An 18603-nucleotide genomic window follows, 5' to 3' on the forward strand; every position below is an offset into this window, starting at 1 on the left:
GTTACAACCAGATGTTCAGCAGGCGGGCGCCACGGGCATTACCGTCGGCGATGGTTTGGCCGTTGCTGCTGATAAAGCTCTGACCGTCACTGCCTTGATCCCAGAATTGACCGCGCATGAACACACTCATACCCGCCAGGGCCTGACTGCTGGGAAGCTGACTGATCAATGTCAGGCGATGCCAGGCCGCACCTTCGCTGAGCTCGCCGGGCTTGAGGCTGATTTCGCCGGGTGTCGACAGGCTCTTGTAGCCGCGCCAGGGTTTGTCCCAGGCACCGCGACCAACGACCGAGGCTGGAACCGCGATCAGCTGCGCGCCCTGGTCGTTGAGTTTGCGATAGTTGGCGGGATACCAGCTGTCGCTGCCGATCAATACCCCAAGGCGTCCGGCCGGAGTCTCGATAACGTTGATCGCCTGATCGGAACTGGGCTGGATCGAACCCTGCTCATCGAAGTTCGGATACAGCTGGCGCTGGGGCTGGCCGATCGGCGCGCCATCGCTGCCGAACACCAGGCTGCTGTTGTACAGCACACCCGGCCCGACGTTCAGCTGGCCGTCACTGATACTGGGTTCTGGCAGCACGATCGAGCCGGCCACCAGCGTCACGCCGAATTCCCTGGCCAGCCCGCCGAATAGCGCCTGGTAATCCCTGGCCATGGTTTTGGCTTTCATGCGCAGGTGCGCATCGTCCAGGCGATTGTCGCCTTTGGCGCTGAGCAGTGCCCTGGCAAACGCCAGCGGGTTGCTGACGGCCAGCCAGTTCATGGCTTCGTCATGGCTGGTGGCCTGGTACACCTCGTTTTTCTCGCCGCTGAGCATCAGCCAGGTGCCGATATGTTCTGGCAGCACGACGATGGTCTTGGCATTCAGCAAGTCTTGATCCCGGGCTTGCTGCAAATACGCTGCGAGCTTGCGATGCAAACGCTGGGGGCTTTGATAATCGCTGGGGAACAGTTCGGGCTGGATGCCCAGCAGGTTACCGCGGTCGGCACGAACGCCTTGATCCACGGCGAGATTGATCCGCAGGTCCGACAGGTAATGGCCGACGGGGCGTTTGGCGGTCCACATTCCGTAGGTGGCGATGACGGCGATCAAGGCCATGGAAAAGGTCAAGTAGAGAAGTTTGCGCATGGGGAAACAATAAGCGGCCGTGTGCAGGGTTCGCGACTAGGGTAGGGCCCATCCACGGGATTGCCAAGGGGCGCTGTGCATTTGGATCAATAATTTGTCAGTTACGGTCATTGAGTGGCAGGGGGCGTGCTCTTAGTCTGTCGACATGATTGATGGGAGCCGTAGAGCTCCCGCACTTTTCCGTGATTGCTTGTTGTGGAGTTACCGATGGCCGCCGCTCATTACCCGCACCTGTTGGCCCCGCTGGATCTGGGTTTTACCACCCTGCGCAACCGCACCCTGATGGGCTCGATGCACACTGGCCTGGAAGAAAAGCCCGGTGGTTTCGAGCGCATGGCAGCTTATTTCGCCGAGCGCGCCCGTGGCGGCGTCGGCCTGATGGTCACCGGCGGTATTGGTCCGAATGACGAGGGCGGGGTGTACTCGGGCGCGGCCAAGCTGACCACCGAGGAAGAGGCGCTTAAGCACCGGATCGTGACCCGGGCGGTACACGAAGCGGGCGGCAAGATCTGTATGCAGATCCTCCACGCCGGGCGTTATGCCTACAGCCCAAAACAAGTAGCGCCAAGTGCGATCCAGGCGCCGATCAACCCGTTCAAGCCCAAAGAGCTGAATGAGGACGGCATCGAGAAGCAGATCAGCGACTTCGTCACCTGTTCGACCCTGGCGCAACACGCCGAGTACGACGGCGTCGAAATCATGGGCTCCGAAGGCTACTTCATTAACCAGTTCCTCGCGGCGCACACCAACCATCGCACCGACCGCTGGGGCGGCAGCTACGAGAACCGTATGCGCCTGCCGGTGGAAATCGTCCGCCGCGTGCGTGAAGCGGTAGGGCCGAACTTCATCATCATTTATCGCCTGTCGATGCTCGACCTGGTGGAAGGCGGCAGCACCTGGGAAGAAATCGTCCAGTTGGCCAAGGCCATCGAACAGGCCGGCGCGACCCTTATCAATACCGGGATCGGCTGGCATGAAGCGCGGATTCCGACCATCGCCACCAAAGTGCCACGCGCTGCCTTCAGCAAGGTCACCGCCAAGTTGCGCGGTTCCGTGAGCATTCCGTTGATCACCACCAACCGCATCAACACCCCGGAAGTCGCCGAGCAGATTCTTGCCGAAGGCGACGCCGATATGGTTTCAATGGCGCGACCGTTCCTCGCCGACCCGGACTTCGTCAACAAGGCTGCGGCCGGACGGGGCGACGAAATCAACACCTGCATCGGTTGTAACCAGGCCTGCCTGGACCACACCTTCGGCGGCAAGTTGACCAGTTGCCTGGTGAACCCGCGGGCCTGTCATGAAACCGAACTGAACTACCTGCCGGTGCAGCAGATCAAGAAAATCGCCGTGGTCGGTGCCGGGCCCGCGGGTTTGTCGGCGGCCACTGTCGCAGCCGAGCGTGGGCATCAGGTGACCTTGTTCGATTCCGCCAGCGAGATCGGTGGCCAGTTCAACGTCGCCAAACGCGTACCGGGCAAGGAAGAGTTTTTCGAAACCCTGCGTTACTTCAAACGCAAATTGCAGACCAGCAATGTCGAGCTGTGCCTGAACACTCGGGTCGATGTCGCGCAATTGCTCGCGGGCGGCTATGACGAGATCATCCTCGCGACCGGCATCGCCCCGCGGCTGCCGGCTATCCCAGGGGTGGAACATGCCAAGGTGCTGAGCTACCTCGACGTGATCCTCGAGCGCAAGCCTGTCGGCAAAAGCGTGGCGGTGATCGGCGCGGGCGGTATCGGTTTTGACGTCTCGGAGTTCCTGGTGCATCAAGGCGTATCCACCAGTCAGGACCGCGAGGCGTTCTGGAAGGAGTGGGGCATCGATACTCACCTTGAGGCACGTGGCGGTGTCGCCGGGATCAAGGCTGAACCCCATGCGCCGGCGCGTGAGGTTTTCCTGCTGCAACGCAAGAAATCCAAGGTCGGCGACGGGCTGGGTAAAACCACCGGCTGGATCCATCGCACCGGGTTGAAAAACAAGCAGGTGCAGATGCTCAACAGCGTCGAATACCTGAAGATCGACGATGCCGGTTTGCATATCCGCATGGGTGAAACCGGAGAGCCGCAGGTATTGGCGGTAGACAACATTGTGATCTGCGCCGGGCAAGACCCGCTGCGTGAATTGCATGAAGGCTTGGTGGCTGCCGGGCAGAATGTGCATTTGATTGGCGGTGCGGACGTGGCCGCTGAACTGGATGCCAAGCGGGCGATCAACCAGGGCTCGCGGTTGGCTGCCGAGCTGTAAGCTTTCGCAGGTTCAACGTGCCAATGCCAGTCAGTTAAGAAAAGAAGCGCCGAACGCAAAACTTGTGGCGAGGGGGCTTGCCCCCGCTCGGCTGCGCAGCAGTCGTAAAGTCGGTGAACGCGGTGTGTCTGATACAAAGCGTTTGCTGGTTTTAGGGCCGCTGCGCGCCCCAGCGGGGGCAAGCCCCCTCGCCACAAGTGCTCGCCAGACTTAAGATTTACGTTAACTGACAGGCATTGGGGCTTGCCCGCGAAAGCGTCCGATCAGCTGCTAGAATGCCGGCTCTTTTCTCGAAAAGTGCGGCACTGATGTCTCTTTTTTTCTCTCCTGGCAAAGGTCGATCATGGGCTTGAAACCCTTTGACTGGCAGCCCCGTGCCCCCCTTCAACACCTTCATCTGGACTGGCTCACCCAAGCCAATATCCAGGTCGCCGTGCTGCGCCTGGACCTTATCGACCCGCTGATCTCCGGCAACAAGTGGTTCAAGCTGATCGAACATCTGGCAGCCGCCGATCTTGCCGGGGCCCAAGGCATCATCAGTCTGGGTGGCGCGCACTCCAATCATCTGCACGCGCTGGCAGCGGCGGGGAAGCGCTTCGGGTTTCCTACCGTCGGCCTGTTGCGCGGTCATCCACAACAAACCCCGACTGTGCTGGATTTGCAGGCGTTCGGCATGCAGTTGCATTGGCTCGGTTATGGCGGCTATCGAGCGCGGCATGAGCCCGGCTTCTGGCTGCCGTGGCAGGTGCAATACCCGCAATTGCATCCAGTGCCCGAAGGCGGTGGCGGCTTGGCTGGCGCGCGTGGGTGCGCCGCACTGCTGGCTATGGCGCGTGAACAGCTGAGTGCACTGGGCTGGAACGACTATGACGCCTGGTGGCTGGCCGCCGGGACCGGTACCACGCTGGCCGGTCTGGTGCTGGCGGAAGCGGGCGCGCATCCGGTCTTTGGTGCTTTGGCGGTACCGGATGATCATGGGGTCGCGCGGCGGGTCGAGGCGATTGTCCAGGAGGCGGGCTTGTGCAATCCCGCCTATGAGCTATTCGATGGTAGTCGCGGCGGTTTCGCCAAGGTCGATCCGCAGTTACTTGAGTTCATCGAGCTAACTGAGCGGGCCAGCGGTGTGCCGCTTGAACCGCTGTACACCAGCAAGGCACTGATGGCATTGAAACAGCAGATTGAAGCGGGACGCTTCGCTCCGGGCACTCGATTGATCTTCGTGCACACCGGCGGTTTGCAGGGCCGCCGGGGTTTTGCGCTCGCCGACAGGCGTTAGCCGCGTTTGGGCAGCATCCGCGCCAGTGTGTTATCGCCCATGAAGTAATGGTGGTACAGACCGGCCAGCGCATGCAGGCCGATCAACCAGTAACCGATGGTGCCACCCAATACGTGCCAGCCTTCGAGCTGCTTGGCGAAGTCTTTGTCCTGGTCAATCAGCAACGGCAGGTCGACGCCATAGAACATCACCTGATGGCCCTCGGCGCTGGTAATCAACCAACCGAGGATCGGCATGCTGATCATGAATATATACAGCGCCCAGTGCATCAAGGTCGCCAGCAGGGTTTGCCAGGTGGGCGGGGACGGCAGAATCTTCGGCGCAACCCCCAGGGACCGGGCGAACAGCCGCAGCCAGACCAGTACGAAGACGGTCAGGCCGAGCATGAAGTGCGCTTCCTTGATCAGGGTCCGGCCGCCACTGCCCTTGGGAAAGATCCCGCGTAATTCGATACAGGCATACACCACCGCCAACAACACCAGCATCAGCCAATGCAAGGCAATCGACACCGTGCTGTAGCGCGAGTCGAAGTTTTTCCAGGGCATGGATTTTTCCTCATTGATCAGGTCTGGAGTCTCCATTGTTGTGCGACGGAGTCCTCTCACTGTAATCCCGTTTGTCCGGGTTTGCCTGAGGCAGATCAAGATTTTGTCGGGCCTGGAATGCTCTGGATCGGTGTTCCTGGACAAAAAAAGCGGCAGCCCCGTTCAAGGGCTGCCGCTTTTTTATATAGCGTGTTGGGCATCAGTTGCTTTGCGGCATCTCACCATTGGCCAGGCGCTTGTTGATATCGGCGATGACTTCTGGCAAATCGGTGATGGTGTCGATCATGTAATGCGGGCGCGAGCCTGCGAACATGGCATGGATGCGTTTGCGTTCGCTGGCCAGTTCCTCGCTGCCCAGGGCGCGATAACCTTCGTAGGTCAGACCCAGGGCGTTGCCCGAGCAGATCAGCGCTACGGTCCACATGCCGGCGCGGCGACCTTCAAGAATCCCCGGGACGGTGTCGTCGATCTTGACGCAGGCGCCGACGTCGTCGATGCCCAGGGCGATCACGTTGGCCAGGGCTTGTGCTGGCCATGGACGACCGTTCGGGACTTCATCGGTGGCGACTACGTGGTCGGCGATGTAGCCATTGGTGGCGGCCAGTTCGACGACCTTGTCCATGACTTGCTTCGGATAACCGGAGCAGGAGCCGATCTTGATCCCTTGCTCGCGCAGCTTGGCGATGGTCTCCAGGGCCCCGGGAATCAATGCCGAGTGCTCGGCGATTTTCTCGATCTGCAAGGGCATGAAACGTTTGTAGATAGCGGTGACGTCATCGTCGGTCGGTGCACGGCCGAACACATTGCGATAACGCTCGGCGACTTGCGGCTGGTCGCACAGGGTGCGGATGTGGTCCCACTTGCCCATGCCCATCGGGCCACGGGCCTCTTCAATGGAAACCTGGACGTCGAACTCGGCGAAGGCTTCGACGAAGATCTGGGTCGGCGCGAAGGAACCGAAATCGACCACGGTGCCAGCCCAGTCGAGGATGGCGGCTTGAAGTTTGGTTGGGTTGCTGTAGTTCATGTCTTTAAATCCTGAGTCTGGGGAATGATGAATTACATGTCCGTAAGGGGACGATCAGATTTCCAGCACTTCCATTTCCCGCAGTACTTCAGCCACCGCCGCCACAGCCGCCTGCATCTCGGCTTCATTGACGTGACCTATGCAGCCGACCCGGAAGGTTTCGACCTGGGTCAGTTTGCCGGGATACAGAATGAAACCCTTGGCCTTGACCCGTTCGTAGAATTCCTTGAACTGGTAGCGCGGATCTTTCGGCGCGTGAAAGGTGATGATGATCGGCGCCTGGATCGCTGCCGGCAGGAAGCTGCGCAGGCCCAGTCTGGCCATTCCATCGATCAGGACTTTGCAGTTGGCGGCGTAACGCTGATGCCGCGCCGGCAAACCGCCTTCTTCGCTGTATTGCAGCAGGGCTTCGTGCAGCGCCGCGACCACGTGGGTCGGCGGGGTGAAGCGCCACTGGCCGGTCTTGGCCATATAGGTGTGCTGATCAAACAGGTCCATCGCCAGCGAGTGGGAGTTGCCGGCCGACTCGGCCAACGCTTCTTTGCGAGCGAAGACGAAGCCCATCCCCGGTACGCCCTCCAGGCATTTTCCGGAGGCGGCGATCAGCGCATCGAACGGCACTTGCCGGGCATCGATCGGCAGTGCGCTGAAGGAGCTCATGGCGTCGATGATCAGGCGTTTACCGTGTTGGGCAATCACATGGGCGATTTCCGGCAGCGGATTGAGGATCCCGGTGCTGGTTTCGCAGTGGATCAGCGCGACATGGGTAATGCTGGTATCGGCCCGCAGCAGGCGATCGACGTCGGCGGCGGTGGTCGGTTCGTCTTCAGCGGTTTCAAAGGTGCTGAACGAGCGGCCGAGCACTTCACAAATCTTCGCCAGGCGTTTGCCGTAGGCACCGTTGATCAGCACCAGCACTTTACCGTCGCGGGGTACCAGGGTGCCGATTGCCGCTTCCACCGAGAAGGTGCCGCTGCCTTGCAAAGGTACGCAGTGGTGGCTGTCGGCGCCGTTGATGATCGCCAGCAGCTGCTCGCACAGGCTGGCGGTCAGTTGATTGAAGCGGTCATCCCATGAACCCCAGTCGACCATCATTGCCTGACGGGTGCGGGCCGACGTGGTCAATGGGCCGGGGGTGAGCAGGATGGGTTCGGCAGTACTCATTCTCGTGTCCTCGCAAGCAGTGGGATGAAGCTACGGGACATAAATTGCAGTTTGGCTTGTCATCAATCAAATTGTTTGTTGTTATGCCAGCCATCAGTGAGGCCGATAGATATGAATCTGTTCCAGCTCAGAGCGTTTGATGCCGTAGCCCGTGAAGGCAGCTTCACCCGGGCTGCCGCGCGCCTGTTCATCAGCCAGCCGGCGGTCACCGGGCATATCAAGGCGCTGGAGGAGCACTACCAGATCACCTTGCTGCGGCGCACCGCGCGACGGGTGGAGCTGACGGAGGAGGGGACCAAGCTGGCGGCGATCACCCGGGCCATGTTCGGCCTGGCCGAAGAAGCCCAGGCGATGCTCGAGGCCAATCGGCAGTTACTCACCGGGCGTCTGGAAGTGGCGGCGGATGGTCCGCACATGGTCATGCCGATGCTCGCGAGCCTGCGGGCGCGGTACCCGGGGATCACCGTGAATCTGCGCTTGGGCAATGCCCAGGAAACCCTCGCGGCGTTGCTCTCGGAACATGCCGATGTGGCGGTGCTGACGGAAGTGGAACCGCGCAAAGGCCTGCATTTGCAACGGATGAGCGAGTCGCGGATCTGCGCCCTGGTGCCGGCCAGTCATCCCTGGCTGGCGACGCCAGGGGGCATCGGCATCGAACAGCTGGATCAGGTGATCATGGTGCTGCGTGAGCCCAGTTCGATTACCCGCCGCACCTTTGACCAGGCTTGCGGCCTGGCCAAGGTCAATCCGCGGGTGCTGCTGGAGCTGGACAGCCGCGAGGCGGTGACCGAAGCGGTAGCCGCCGAGCTGGGTGTGGGCGTGGTCTCGTCGGTGGAAGTCAGCCACGATCCGCGGGTGGCCGCGGTGTCGATCATTGGCGAAGGGCTGGTCAATCGGCACATGATTGGCTGCATGGAACGGCGTCGGGATCTGCGTTTGATCCAGGCATTTTTCGGGTTGGCGCCGGGGGGCGAGTCCGCCAGATAGACCGAGGTGCGGCCATCGCGAGCAAGCTCGCTCCCACATTTGATCTTCAGTGCACACAGTATTTGTGTTCGACGACAATCCCCTGTGGGAGCGAGCTTGCTCGCGATGAGGCCAGTGAGACCTACACCAGGCTCTCGCGAACCATCTCCAGAAAGGTCGCCACCACCCGCCGTGAACTCTGCTCGCGCAAACACACCAGCGTCTCGGTCAACCGCCGTTTGCAATCGGTAATCGGCAGCGCACAGACCCGCGAGTCGGCACCGAACTCGGCGGCCGAGACCACGCCCACACCAATCCCCACCACCACCGCTTCGCGCGCCGCTTCACGGCCCTCGACCTGAATCGCCGGACGGATGCGAAATCCGGCCCGGTGCATCTCCTCTTCCAGCGTCTGCCGGGTCACCGAGCCGACTTCCCGCAGCACCAATGGCGTGTCGTCCAGATCCGCCAGGCAGATCGACGTGCGGTTGGCCCATGGATGGTTACGCGAAACGAAGGCGACCATCGGGTCATTGCGCAGCGGCAGCGAAAGCAGTCGCTCGTCGTTGACCTCACGGCCGAGCAGGGCCAGGTCGGCCTGGTAGTTGAACAGCCGAAACAGCGACTCATCGGTGTTGCCGGTCTCGATCTTCACGCTGATACCGGGGTAGCGCTCGCAGAAGCGGGCGATCTGCGGCAGCACGTGAACCGGTGCATCCACGGCGAGGATCAGGCTGCCGGTCTGCAGGGCTTGAGAGTACTGCAACAACTCCTGGGCCTCGGCTTCGACCACGAACAGACGCTGGGTGATGCTCAGCAAACGCTCGCCCAGATCAGTCAGGCGCACCGAGCGTTTATTGCGATGGAACAGCAACACGCCGAATCGCTCTTCCAGCTTGCGCACCTGGTCGGAAATCGCTGGCTGAGTCAGGAACAAGCGTTCGGCGGCACGGGTGAAGCTGCCATGGACGGCAACCGCGTGGAAGGCTTTGAGCTGGGCGTGAGATACCGACATCGGGCTGCCTCTTACAAGCTGAGCTTATATTTGAAATACGATAAATCGATTTCACTTATTAGTCAGTAATTGTTTTTATCCGCCTCAACCCCCGGCGAATGGCCGTTCGACAGTTCCCGGTGGCCATGAGCCTGTGCGTGCATGGACAATCCCGATGACAGGGAACGGCAGGACTCATCTGACCGGTATAGCTCCTTCCAGGGAGTGATATCGCGGTGCTCAACAATAAAAACACAGGCGTTTTTATCTAATTCTGCCGGCACACTCACCCTGAGGTCAGAATCACAATGAATAAGCACATCGGCACCATCAAGCGTTGGCGCGTGCAGATTTTCGCCATCACCTGGCTGGCCTACGCGGCCTTCTATTTCACCCGCAAAGCTTTTTCCGTGGCCAAACTGGGGATCGGCGAAGACCCCGGCTTTCATCTCGACAAGATGATGATGGCCAACCTCGACGGCGTCTATCTGGCGGCATACGCGATCGGCCAGTTCACCTGGGGGATGTTCGCCGACCGTTTCGGCCCGCGGGTCGTGGTGTTGGGCGGCTTGTTGATTTCCGCGGTGGCGGCGCTGGTCATGGGCAGTTTCGCGACGCTACCGATCTTCTTCACCTGCATGTTGATCCAGGGGTTGGCGCAATCCACCGGCTGGTCGGGATTGTGCAAAAACGTCGGCAGCTTCTTTCCCGCCGAGCAGCGCGGGCGGGTCCTGGGCTTATGGAGTTCCAGCTACGCCTTTGGCGGCCTGGTTGCATCGCCGTTCGCAGGTTGGTGGGCCTACACGCTGATCGGCACCTGGCACGCAGCCTTCATCTCCAGCGCGGCGGTGGTCGCGGTAGTCGCGGTGTTGTTCTTTATCTTTCAGCGTAACAAGCCTGAAGACGTCGGCTTGCCGGCCGTGGAGCCCGAGCCGGAACTGACGGCTGAAGAGACCGAGGCCCAAAGCAAAATCAGCGTCTGGGAGCCATTGCGCGAGATTCTGCGTAACCGCACGGTGCTGACCCTTGGCCTGGCTTACTTCATGTTGAAGCCGGCGCGCTACGCAATACTGCTGTGGGGACCGGTGATTGTTTTCGAGCAAATGCCCTCGGTGGGCAAGGTCGGTGCGGCGATTATTCCGACCGCCTTTGAACTGGCCGGTTTGCTCGGGCCGATCATGATTGGCCTGGCCTCGGACAAACTGTTCGGTGCGCGACGGATGCCGGCCTGCGTGCTGAGCTTGTTGGCACTGACCGTATCACTGGTATTTTTCATGGGCGCGTTGCACACCGGCAGTGTGTTGCTGGTGGTGGCCCTGCTGTTTTTCATGGGGCTGACCCTGTACGGACCAGACTCGATGATCAGCGGCGCGGCGGCCATCGACTTCGGTACCGCCAAGGCCGGTGCGACGGCAGCCGGTTTCGTCAACGGTTGCGGTTCGGTCGGAGCGATTCTCGGCGGGTTGCTGCCAGGTTACTTCGACACAGTCACGGTGTTTATCGTCTTCGCCGGCTGCGCGATGTTCTCGGCACTGGTCTTGATTCCTCACTGGAACAGCCGTCCGGCTGGCCTCAAGCCGTATTGCGCCTTTGTCCCCAATCAGCCGATGGCGATCAAACCGCTGCGCAACTGAGCCCCTTCCAAACAAGTTCTGCCTGCCGTGCGCCATGACGGCAGGTCGGGCTGTGGCCAATTGATCTGGAGATTTGCCCCATGAGACCTTTCTGGCTGGAACAAGCCTTGAAGTCTGACCTGTCAGCGCCTTGCGAGCCATTGCCGAGTGATACCAGCACTGACGTCTGTATCGTCGGCGGTGGTTATACCGGGCTGTGGACCGCGATCATGCTCAAGGAGCAGAACCCCGGGCTGGATGTGCTGCTGATCGAGGCCGATATCTGCGGCGCCGGGGCCAGCGGGCGCAACGGCGGCTGTGCGCTGTCATGGTCGGCCAAGTACTTCACCCTGGAACGGCTGTTCGGCGTCGAGGAAGCGGTGCGACTGGTCAAGGAATCGGAGCAGAGTATTTATGCCATCGGCACCTTCTGCGAGAAATACGCGGTGGATGCCGATTACCGTCTCGATGGCACGCTGTACACCGCGACCAACCGGGCGCAATGCGGCTCCACCGACGGGGTGATCGCCGCCCTCGAGCGCAATGGCATCAACTCCTTCGAAAAACGCCCGGTGGCCGATGTGCAGCGCATGGCCGGTTCCAGCCAGCACCTGGAAGGCTGGTATTCCCCGGCCGCCGCCAGTGTGCAGCCGGGCAATCTGGTGCGTGGTTTACGCCGTGTTGCCTTGCAACTGGGTGTGCGGATCCATGAAAACACCGCGATGACCGGCCTGGAGGAGGGCAAGCCGGCAGTGATCCAGACACCGTCCGGGAATATCCGCGCCGACCGGGTGGTGCTGGCCATGAACGCCTGGATGGCCCGCGCGTTTCCGCAGTTCGAGCGCAGCGTGGCGATCGTCTCCAGCGACATGATCATCACCGAGCCACGGCCAGACCTGCTTAAGGAAATCGGCCTGACCAGCGGCGTGACGGTGCTCGATTCGCGAATTTTCGTGCACTACTACCACAACACCCCGGACGGTCGAATCATGCTTGGCAAGGGCGGCAACACTTTTGCCTATGGCGGACGGATGCTGCCGGTGTTCGATCAGCCCTCACCTTATGAAGGTCTTTTGCGCAGCAGCCTGGCGCAGTTTTTCCCGGCGTTTGCCGATGTGGCGGTGGAGGCGACCTGGAACGGACCCTCGGACCGTTCGGTCACCGGGCTGCCGTTTTTCGGCCAGATGAGCGCCAGCGGCAACGTGTTTTATGGTTTTGGCTATTCCGGCAGTGGAGTCGGGCCTTGCCATATGGGCGGGCAGATCCTCGCTTCGATGGTCCAGGGCCTGGATAATCTCTGGACCCGCTCACCTTTGGTCAATGGCCCGCTGGGCTATTTTCCGCCGGAGCCGATCCGTTATCTGGGCTCGTTGATGGTGCGCAACGCGATCCGCCGCAAGGAGCGCGCCGAAGACCACGGGCGCCGTCCGCGGCACCTGGATGTGCATCTGGCCAGGTTCGCCGCAGCGGCGGGCAAGGCCGACAAAGGCTGATTGCGGCGTCAGCGCCAACAGTCCTTGCCATTCATCAGCCAGTCGAAAAACAGACTCGATTCGCTGGCGGCAGCTTGCGCCATGGACACCGTGCCAGTGCCCATGAACGCCAGTCGTTGTTCGGTGTTCCAGTGTTGCTGGAAGTACTCGGCCAGCGCCACGCATTGTCCCGGGTACAACAGGCAGAGCTGGTCCGGGGTTCGAATGAACTCCAGGGCCAACTGGCACCTTTGTTCCGGACTCAGGTCGAGGCTGCCCTGGGGCTGGCTTTTGCCTTCCATGAGGATGTCGTCGCGACTCAGGCTGGCCAGGTCCTGCAGCCCTGGACGGGGCATGCGGACGATGTACCACTGGGTTTCGGGCAGGCGCTGGTCCGTGGCCGGCGGACGCTCGAACAAGTAGATGTCAGCGTTCCACAGTTCGGGCTCGACGGGTATTTGTCCGGGCGCCTGTGACGGATCCTGGCCTGAGACGTTTGAGTCGAACAGGGTTCCGGACAGCGTGATACTGCTCGGGCTGAGGTGCAGCCGGTTGCCATTGGCGGTCAATGTCAGCGCCTGTCTTTGCTGCACCTGCAGCGTTTGCCCCGGCTCGACATGCAAGCGGCGGGTGTTTTCGGTCAGCTGTTGCCCATTGAGGTAAATACCGGGCAAAGCTGTCGCCGGGGCCGCTGCAGGAGCTGGCATTGCAAGACTGCCCGCGGCCGGCCAGACGATGGGCTGGTCCGGGTCACCATCGATGAAACTGACCAGCACTTCGCTGCCGGCCATGGGCAACCTGGGGTGATTGATCTGGTCACTGAGTGCGTGATAAGCGACTGGCAGCCAGAGGCCGCTGTGGTCGTTATGGCTGTCTTGTCGATCCCATGCCAGACACACCTTGATCCGCCCTTGATCATCCCGCGCTGCGGGTTGCCCATGGGGGCCGACCACCCATGCCCGCTGATAGCCGGGCATGCACGGTTTAGGGTGCTTGAGCGTCGGTCGGAAAGCCACGCACCAGGGGATGGCCTGGAACTGATTGCGATAACCCTCGGGCAATGGCGCGGATGTGGGGTTTGCAAAGCGCTCATGGCTCAATCCCTCGGCCACCTCCCACCCGGACGGCGGTAAGGTCGCAGGCGTGAGTCCTGGCGTTGCCACTGATGGTGCACCTCGCGGAGCAACCATTGATCGTTGAACTGCGACAGCGGATGGCTCAGCACCTGGAGGATCTGGCCGCTGTGCAGTCGGGGCTGATCGCTGTGACCAACGATATGTCGCTGTTGGCTGCGCAGGCGCTCAAGTGCACGCCGACCTCGCAGGCTCAGATGCACATGGTCGGGTGCGAGTCGGTTGGCGGGACCCTGCAACTGGCCATGGGCTTGATTGCTGGCGCTCTGGTCGGTGCAAGGCGTGTCGAGCGGCAGGACCTGGCTGTGGAAGCGCGTTGGTTGCGCCACCTCGGCAACGTGCCAGTCGGACAGGTGGCTGATTGCCGGCTGACCCGCTTGCTGTTCTGCGCAAGAACGATAAGGGATGGCGACCGGCAGTTGCACAAATCCTTCGCTGTCATCGGCGAACACCAGGATATGCCGGTCGGCCTGGTGCTCGAAGTGGTAGTGGATACCTTCTTCCTCGCACAAACGTTGCAGGAAATGCAGGTCACTTTCGTCGTATTGAATGCAAAAAGGCCGCAGCGGGTATCGGCCATTGGGCAGTTCGAAACGGTAGCTGCTGACTGGCAGCCGATGTTCTTCGAGCAACTGACGCAGAATCAGCGGCACGCTCAGATCGTGGAACACCCGCCGGCAGCTGCGTTGCTCCAGCACTTGAAGGTGGGGCGCCAGGGTGAGGCTGTAACCGGTCCGGAGTAACCCCAGAGGGTGTTTGCCAACCTGATGAATGATGCCGTGGATACCGCTGTCGTCTCCCAGGCGCAGGAACGCCGGTTGTTGCAGCAGCGGCTCGAGGTCGGTTCCGGGGGCGCAGTCGACCAGCTCGATATCGAAACGAAAAGGTTCATTGAGTGCTTCGCGACCGGTGAAACGGGTCACCTGCAGGCTCCAGGAGCCTTCGCAGCTCGTCAGGGTAACGGGGGGTTGCAGGTCCTTGTGCATCTCATGCGCTCTTGCCTTCGATCAGGGGGCAGAGGTTACGAAACGACGGAGACGAATGGGTGGCCCAAACGGCTTTTAGGAAAGCCCCTACGACATGTTGTGGAGAAGTCGATCAGTCACTCTACTTTTTGGTCGATCGGGAACTTTATGCCGTATAAACTTGCACAAAGCGTCGGCCAATAGATGTTTCGGCGCCACAGATCAAGAGAGTGAGTAATGGGCGCACAGTGGAAGGTTAAACACAAAGAAGCGGCATCCAATGCCAAGGGCAAAATCTTCGGCAAGCTGGTGAAAGAGATCACCATTGCCGCGCGCAACGGCGCGGATACGGCGACTAACGCGCACCTGCGGCTGGTGGTGGAACAGGCGAAAAAAGCCTCGATGCCCCGCGAAACCCTCGAACGCGCCATCAAGAAAGGCTCGGGCCAGCTGGGTGAAACCGTCCAGTACCATCGCGTCACCTATGAAGGCTTCGCCCCGCACCAGATCCCGCTCATCGTCGAGTGCGTCACTGACAATATCAACCGCACCGTCGCGGAAATTCGCGTGGCATTCCGCAAGGGCCAGTTGGGTGCTTCGGGTTCGGTTGCCTGGGATTTCAACCATGTCGGCATGATCGAAGCGTCCCCTGACAGCCCCGATGCAGATCCGGAGATGGCGGCTATCGAGGCCGGCGCTCAGGACTTCGAAGCGGGCGAAGAAGAGGGTACGACGCTGTTCATTACCGAGCCAGCCGACCTGGATGCGGTACAAAAGGCATTGCCTGAGCAAGGTTTTACCGTGCTGTCAGCCAAATTGGGCTACCAGCCGAAAAACCCGGTCAGCGGCTTGAGCGACGAACAAATGGCCGAAGTCGAAGCCTTCCTCGAAGGTCTCGACAACCACGATGACGTGCAGGACATGTTTGTCGGTCTGGCGGGTTAAGGATCAGTTTTGACGGCGATCGCGGGCAGCCCTCTGTAGGAGCGAGCTTGCTCGCGATGGACTCAAGGGCGGCGCGTTTATTCAGAAAACACGCGTTATCGTTAACGTTCATCGCGAGCAAGCTCGCTCCTACAGGGGGCGCAGCGTTTGCTTGAGATCCCGGCCGATTTCGGCAAATCCCGGCCGCGCCAGCACCTCTGGCTGACAGCAGCGGCGCTGCAAGTCCTCCAACTGCTCACGGCCCTCGGCGCTCAATCCCGATTCAATCCGCTCCAGCAATTCCCCCAACAGAATCCCGAACGCTCGGACTTCTATGCGTTGCAGCGCGCGGCTCTCGAAACTGTCTGATATGTGGTGAAACGATGCCGCGCCGAAATCCCCTAGCAGACAGTCGCCTTCAGCGTTCCACAGAATGTTGTGGGCGTAGAGGTCGCCGTGGGTGATGCCCTGCTGGTGCAAGTGCGCGGCGACCGAGGCAATGCCGTTGGCAATGCGCAGCGCCACTTCAGCGCTGAACCCGGTGCTGTCTTCGTAGACATCCCGGGTACAGGTATCGAGGCTCGGCAGTCCGGCCAGATTGCCGTAGCTGCGATCGATCAATTGCATCACCAGCCCGGCTTGAGCCTGCGGGTGGTCGACGACCCGGCCCTCGACCTTGATCAGATTGGCATGCTGGCCCACCGTGATGCAGGCATTCATTTCATGTTGGGGTGAGCCGTCACTGGTCATGCTGCCCTTGTAGAGCTTCACTGCAACCTTTCGCGCAGGCTGCGACGGTTGTTCCCATAGCGCCTGATGAATCACCCCGGAGGCGCCTTCACCCAGTGACTGTTGCAGCTGCAATTGCGACCAGGGAATGTTTGGCGTGGCGGCCAGCGCAGCCAGATCAATCGCGGATTCCAGCGGGTTGCCGGCATAAGCCAGCCACGTCAGCCGCGGCAGCGATAACAGCCACCGCGGCAGCTCGGTCAGGCGATTGGCGGCGACCCTGAGCAGCTCAAGCTGATGGCACTGGCTCAGACTCGCCGGCAGTTGCTGCAAGTGGTTGCCCGCGAGCATGAGTTTTTGCAAATGCGCTCTTTCACCCAGCTCGGCAGGCAGCTCGGTGATGCAGTTGTCGGTCAGGATCAGCCAGCGCAGCAACGGCGGCAACGCGCTGGCGGGGACGTGCTCGATGCGGTTGGCCTTGAAGCCGACCATGCTCAGTTGCGCGCATTGGCCGAGACAGCCGGGCAGTTCGGTGAATTGATTGTCGGAGCAGAACAGTACCCGTAACCGCGTCAATCGATGCAGGTCGTCCGGCAGTCGGCTCAAGGCATTGCCACTGAGGTTCAGCACCTCGAGAGAGTCCGCCAGTTCGAAGATTTCCGTTGGAAACTCCGTCAGCCCGCAGGCCAGGTCCAGACGTTTGGCGCCGGCAAGGTGGCCGGCCCGCAGTTGTGCAAGGGTATCCATGAACAGATTCAACGCCAGGAAAGAGAAGGGCGCGTCATGATAGCGGCAATGGGATCTCGCAGGTTTATGACGTAGGGCCGATTTCGATCAGCTGGCCCAGGCGACTGCGGGTTCGCGCAAAGTCGATGGCATCACCGCCCAAGTGCTCGCGCAGAGGCCGTTCTCCCAGCAACAGCAGGCGTTTGTCCTGGTCATACAGCACGTCGATCAGATTGATAAAGCGCTGCTGGGTGGCCGTCGGGCAGTGCGCAAGGTCCGGCAGCCCATCGATGATCCAGGTGTCGAAGCGCCGGCACAGTTCCAGGTAATCCATGACGGCGGTGGGTTGTTCGCAGAGGTCGCTGAAGCCGAAGCCGATGCTCCGTTCTTCGCAGCGCCGGGCCTGGAGCTGACGAGTACCTACCGGCAGTGCGAAAGTTGCGGCATTGCGTTCAGGCAGCCGCAAAGCCTCACGCTGCGCCGGGCTGGCGGGCCAGATGTAGTGGCCATGGGTGAAGATCTGCTGCGAATGAGTTCGCGCCTGGCTGCGGTAGTCATGGGGGCCGCCGACCTCCATAACCTGCATGCGGGCATTGATCAGATCGATCACCGGCTTGAAGCAGGCGTGATAAAGCGGATTGGGCAGCACGCCGGCCGGCGGATAGTTGGACGTAACTAACAGCAAGATGCCGCGCTGGAACAGCGCCTTGAACAGCCGGGAGATCAGCATTGCGTCGCCGATGTCGTGGACGTGGAACTCGTCGAAGCACAATACCTGGCAGCGCTGCAGCAACTCATCGAGGGTGGTCGCCAGTGCGTCCGGCTGCTGGCGATGGCGGAACATGCCCTGATGCAATTGGGCGAAGAAGTCATGGAAGTGCAGGCGCTGCTTATCGGCAATCGGTAGCGCCTGGAAAAAACCGTCCAGCAGCCAGCTTTTGCCACGGCCGACGGCACCATGGAGGTACAGGCTGCGCGGGGGATGAGTGTTGATCCCGGTTTGCAGCACAGTGTTGGCTTGCTGCGCCATGCAGTCGATCACCCGCTGCTGGCTGTGGCTGAGGGTATAGCCTTGATCATGGGCTTTCTGGCGAAAGTACTCATGGATCACCCGCCCGCCCGCAGTGGCCTGCGCCGGTCTGGCGAAGGCCTTGCCGAGAAAATTTCCCAGCCTCGGCCAGCGTGATGTGAGTCGCGAGCGGTTTGGCGGTAAAACCGGCAATTGAAGTCCCCCATGGTCCCGAAGCCCGCCCACCCTGGAGCTGGCGGCTAATTTAACCAAAGGTACGCCGGCTCGACCAGTGATCTTCAACAGGCAGCCTGTTGAAATCGGGCGCACGGGGACAGGCCTCTGAATCGGTTGATCAGAGGCTGATGCAGGATTTGAATGTTTTGAGCGCAGGGCTGATTCGCAGTGAGAACAGGGCGCTCTCTGGGGTGTTGCGGGCGAATCAGTGCAGGAATATGGCTCCACGACCTGGACTCGAATAGAAAAATAAGTATCTATTTTACAATGAAATCATGCTGATTTATAAAATTTATATCCCTACGATTATCCTAATTAAGCTCGTATTTTATACGAATTCTTCGATACCCCATGAGCACGGCAGCAGCAAGCTGCCGAAGGCGGCGTACGCAGGCCAGCCTGTGCTGGATCAGAAGCACACATCATAGTGGCTGCTTTTGGCCC

At 60.7% G+C, this 18603-nt stretch carries 15 protein-coding genes; 6 read left to right on the plus strand and 9 right to left on the minus strand.

The annotated features are described in order from the left end of the window. Nucleotide 1 precedes the first annotated feature (1 nt). Nucleotides 2-1132 (minus strand): nitrilase-related carbon-nitrogen hydrolase, encoded by a 1131-nt coding sequence (locus ACA064_RS08300; protein ID WP_497672934.1) that lies wholly within the window; start codon nucleotides 1130-1132, stop codon nucleotides 2-4. Nucleotides 1133-1339: 207 nt separating this feature from the next. Here ACA064_RS08300 and ACA064_RS08305 point away from each other — a divergent pair, with 207 nt between their 5' ends. Then, complete coding sequence (locus ACA064_RS08305) at nucleotides 1340-3379, plus strand: oxidoreductase (RefSeq protein ID WP_497672935.1); 2040 nt, start codon at nucleotides 1340-1342, stop codon at nucleotides 3377-3379. 343 nt (nucleotides 3380-3722) lie between these two features. Then, nucleotides 3723-4655: a 1-aminocyclopropane-1-carboxylate deaminase/D-cysteine desulfhydrase gene (locus tag ACA064_RS08310; RefSeq protein WP_497672936.1), complete on the plus strand. Its 933-nt coding sequence runs from the start codon at nucleotides 3723-3725 to the stop codon at nucleotides 4653-4655. Here the strand turns inward: ACA064_RS08310 and ACA064_RS08315 are convergent. From ACA064_RS08315 to ACA064_RS08325, 3 genes are all read right to left on the minus strand, one after another. Then, a complete protein-coding gene (locus ACA064_RS08315) occupies nucleotides 4652-5200 on the minus strand; it encodes a cytochrome b (RefSeq protein WP_497672937.1) in 549 nt (182 codons plus the stop codon). The genes ACA064_RS08310 and ACA064_RS08315 overlap by 4 nt on opposite strands. A gap of 199 nt (nucleotides 5201-5399) precedes the next feature. Next, nucleotides 5400-6227: a phosphonoacetaldehyde hydrolase gene (gene phnX / locus ACA064_RS08320; protein ID WP_497672938.1), complete on the minus strand. Its 828-nt coding sequence runs from the start codon at nucleotides 6225-6227 to the stop codon at nucleotides 5400-5402. 54 nt (nucleotides 6228-6281) lie between these two features. Beyond that, nucleotides 6282-7391 (minus strand): 2-aminoethylphosphonate--pyruvate transaminase, encoded by a 1110-nt coding sequence (locus ACA064_RS08325; RefSeq protein ID WP_497672939.1) that lies wholly within the window; start codon nucleotides 7389-7391, stop codon nucleotides 6282-6284. A gap of 111 nt (nucleotides 7392-7502) precedes the next feature. On the opposite strand from ACA064_RS08325, the gene ACA064_RS08330 reads away from it, so the two are divergent. Further along, nucleotides 7503-8378, plus strand: a complete 876-nt coding sequence (locus tag ACA064_RS08330) for a LysR substrate-binding domain-containing protein (protein ID WP_497672940.1) — start codon at nucleotides 7503-7505, stop codon at nucleotides 8376-8378. Between the two features lie 121 nt (nucleotides 8379-8499). On the opposite strand, the gene ACA064_RS08335 is transcribed toward ACA064_RS08330, so the two are convergent. After that, nucleotides 8500-9372: a LysR family transcriptional regulator gene (locus tag ACA064_RS08335; protein ID WP_497672941.1), complete on the minus strand. Its 873-nt coding sequence runs from the start codon at nucleotides 9370-9372 to the stop codon at nucleotides 8500-8502. A gap of 287 nt (nucleotides 9373-9659) precedes the next feature. On the opposite strand from ACA064_RS08335, the gene ACA064_RS08340 reads away from it, so the two are divergent. After that, the gene (locus tag ACA064_RS08340; RefSeq protein WP_497672942.1) at nucleotides 9660-10985 is read left to right on the plus strand and encodes an MFS transporter; all 1326 of its coding nucleotides are present in this window, start codon (nucleotides 9660-9662) and stop codon (nucleotides 10983-10985) included. 80 nt (nucleotides 10986-11065) lie between these two features. Next, nucleotides 11066-12457, plus strand: coding sequence for an FAD-dependent oxidoreductase (locus tag ACA064_RS08345; RefSeq protein WP_497672943.1), 1392 nt, complete (start codon nucleotides 11066-11068; stop codon nucleotides 12455-12457). An 8-nt stretch (nucleotides 12458-12465) separates the two neighbouring features. Here ACA064_RS08345 and ACA064_RS08350 read toward each other — a convergent pair whose 3' ends face one another. Both ACA064_RS08350 and tssI read right to left on the minus strand, forming a co-directional pair. Further along, complete coding sequence (locus ACA064_RS08350) at nucleotides 12466-13599, minus strand: phage baseplate assembly protein V (protein WP_497672944.1); 1134 nt, start codon at nucleotides 13597-13599, stop codon at nucleotides 12466-12468. Then, on the minus strand, nucleotides 13533-14555 hold the full coding sequence (tssI, locus tag ACA064_RS08355; protein ID WP_497672945.1) for a type VI secretion system tip protein TssI/VgrG: 1023 nt from the start codon (nucleotides 14553-14555) through the stop codon (nucleotides 13533-13535). Before tssI ends, ACA064_RS08350 begins: the two co-directional genes overlap by 67 nt. Nucleotides 14556-14771: 216 nt before the next feature. Here tssI and ACA064_RS08360 point away from each other — a divergent pair, with 216 nt between their 5' ends. Then, a complete protein-coding gene (locus tag ACA064_RS08360) occupies nucleotides 14772-15479 on the plus strand; it encodes a YebC/PmpR family DNA-binding transcriptional regulator (RefSeq protein ID WP_497672946.1) in 708 nt (235 codons plus the stop codon). A gap of 129 nt (nucleotides 15480-15608) precedes the next feature. Here the strand turns inward: ACA064_RS08360 and ACA064_RS08365 are convergent, their stop codons facing one another. Together ACA064_RS08365 and zapE are read right to left on the minus strand one after the other, a co-directional pair. After that, a complete protein-coding gene (locus ACA064_RS08365; RefSeq protein WP_497672947.1) occupies nucleotides 15609-16934 on the minus strand; it encodes a protein kinase in 1326 nt (441 codons plus the stop codon). A 64-nt stretch (nucleotides 16935-16998) separates the two neighbouring features. Beyond that, on the minus strand, nucleotides 16999-18135 hold the full coding sequence (gene zapE, locus ACA064_RS08370; RefSeq protein ID WP_497672948.1) for a cell division protein ZapE: 1137 nt from the start codon (nucleotides 18133-18135) through the stop codon (nucleotides 16999-17001). Nucleotides 18136-18603 lie beyond the last annotated feature (468 nt).

Source organism: Pseudomonas sp. LBUM1658, assembly GCF_059716055.1.

Bases quoted from the DNA above. Each gene is read 5' to 3' on its own strand.
- ACA064_RS08300 (WP_497672934.1), bottom strand. From the start codon at position 1,132: ATGCGCAAACTTCTCTACTTGACCTTTTCCATGGCCTTGATCGCCGTC.
- ACA064_RS08305 (WP_497672935.1), top strand. From the start codon at position 1,340: ATGGCCGCCGCTCATTACCCGCACCTGTTGGCCCCGCTGGATCTGGGT.
- ACA064_RS08310 (WP_497672936.1), top strand. From the start codon at position 3,723: ATGGGCTTGAAACCCTTTGACTGGCAGCCCCGTGCCCCCCTTCAACAC.
- ACA064_RS08315 (WP_497672937.1), bottom strand. From the start codon at position 5,200: ATGCCCTGGAAAAACTTCGACTCGCGCTACAGCACGGTGTCGATTGCC.
- phnX (WP_497672938.1), bottom strand. From the start codon at position 6,227: ATGAACTACAGCAACCCAACCAAACTTCAAGCCGCCATCCTCGACTGG.
- ACA064_RS08325 (WP_497672939.1), bottom strand. From the start codon at position 7,391: ATGAGTACTGCCGAACCCATCCTGCTCACCCCCGGCCCATTGACCACG.
- ACA064_RS08330 (WP_497672940.1), top strand. From the start codon at position 7,503: ATGAATCTGTTCCAGCTCAGAGCGTTTGATGCCGTAGCCCGTGAAGGC.
- ACA064_RS08335 (WP_497672941.1), bottom strand. From the start codon at position 9,372: ATGTCGGTATCTCACGCCCAGCTCAAAGCCTTCCACGCGGTTGCCGTC.
- ACA064_RS08340 (WP_497672942.1), top strand. From the start codon at position 9,660: ATGAATAAGCACATCGGCACCATCAAGCGTTGGCGCGTGCAGATTTTC.
- ACA064_RS08345 (WP_497672943.1), top strand. From the start codon at position 11,066: ATGAGACCTTTCTGGCTGGAACAAGCCTTGAAGTCTGACCTGTCAGCG.
- tssI (WP_497672945.1), bottom strand. From the start codon at position 14,555: ATGCACAAGGACCTGCAACCCCCCGTTACCCTGACGAGCTGCGAAGGC.
- ACA064_RS08360 (WP_497672946.1), top strand. From the start codon at position 14,772: ATGGGCGCACAGTGGAAGGTTAAACACAAAGAAGCGGCATCCAATGCC.
- ACA064_RS08365 (WP_497672947.1), bottom strand. From the start codon at position 16,934: ATGGATACCCTTGCACAACTGCGGGCCGGCCACCTTGCCGGCGCCAAA.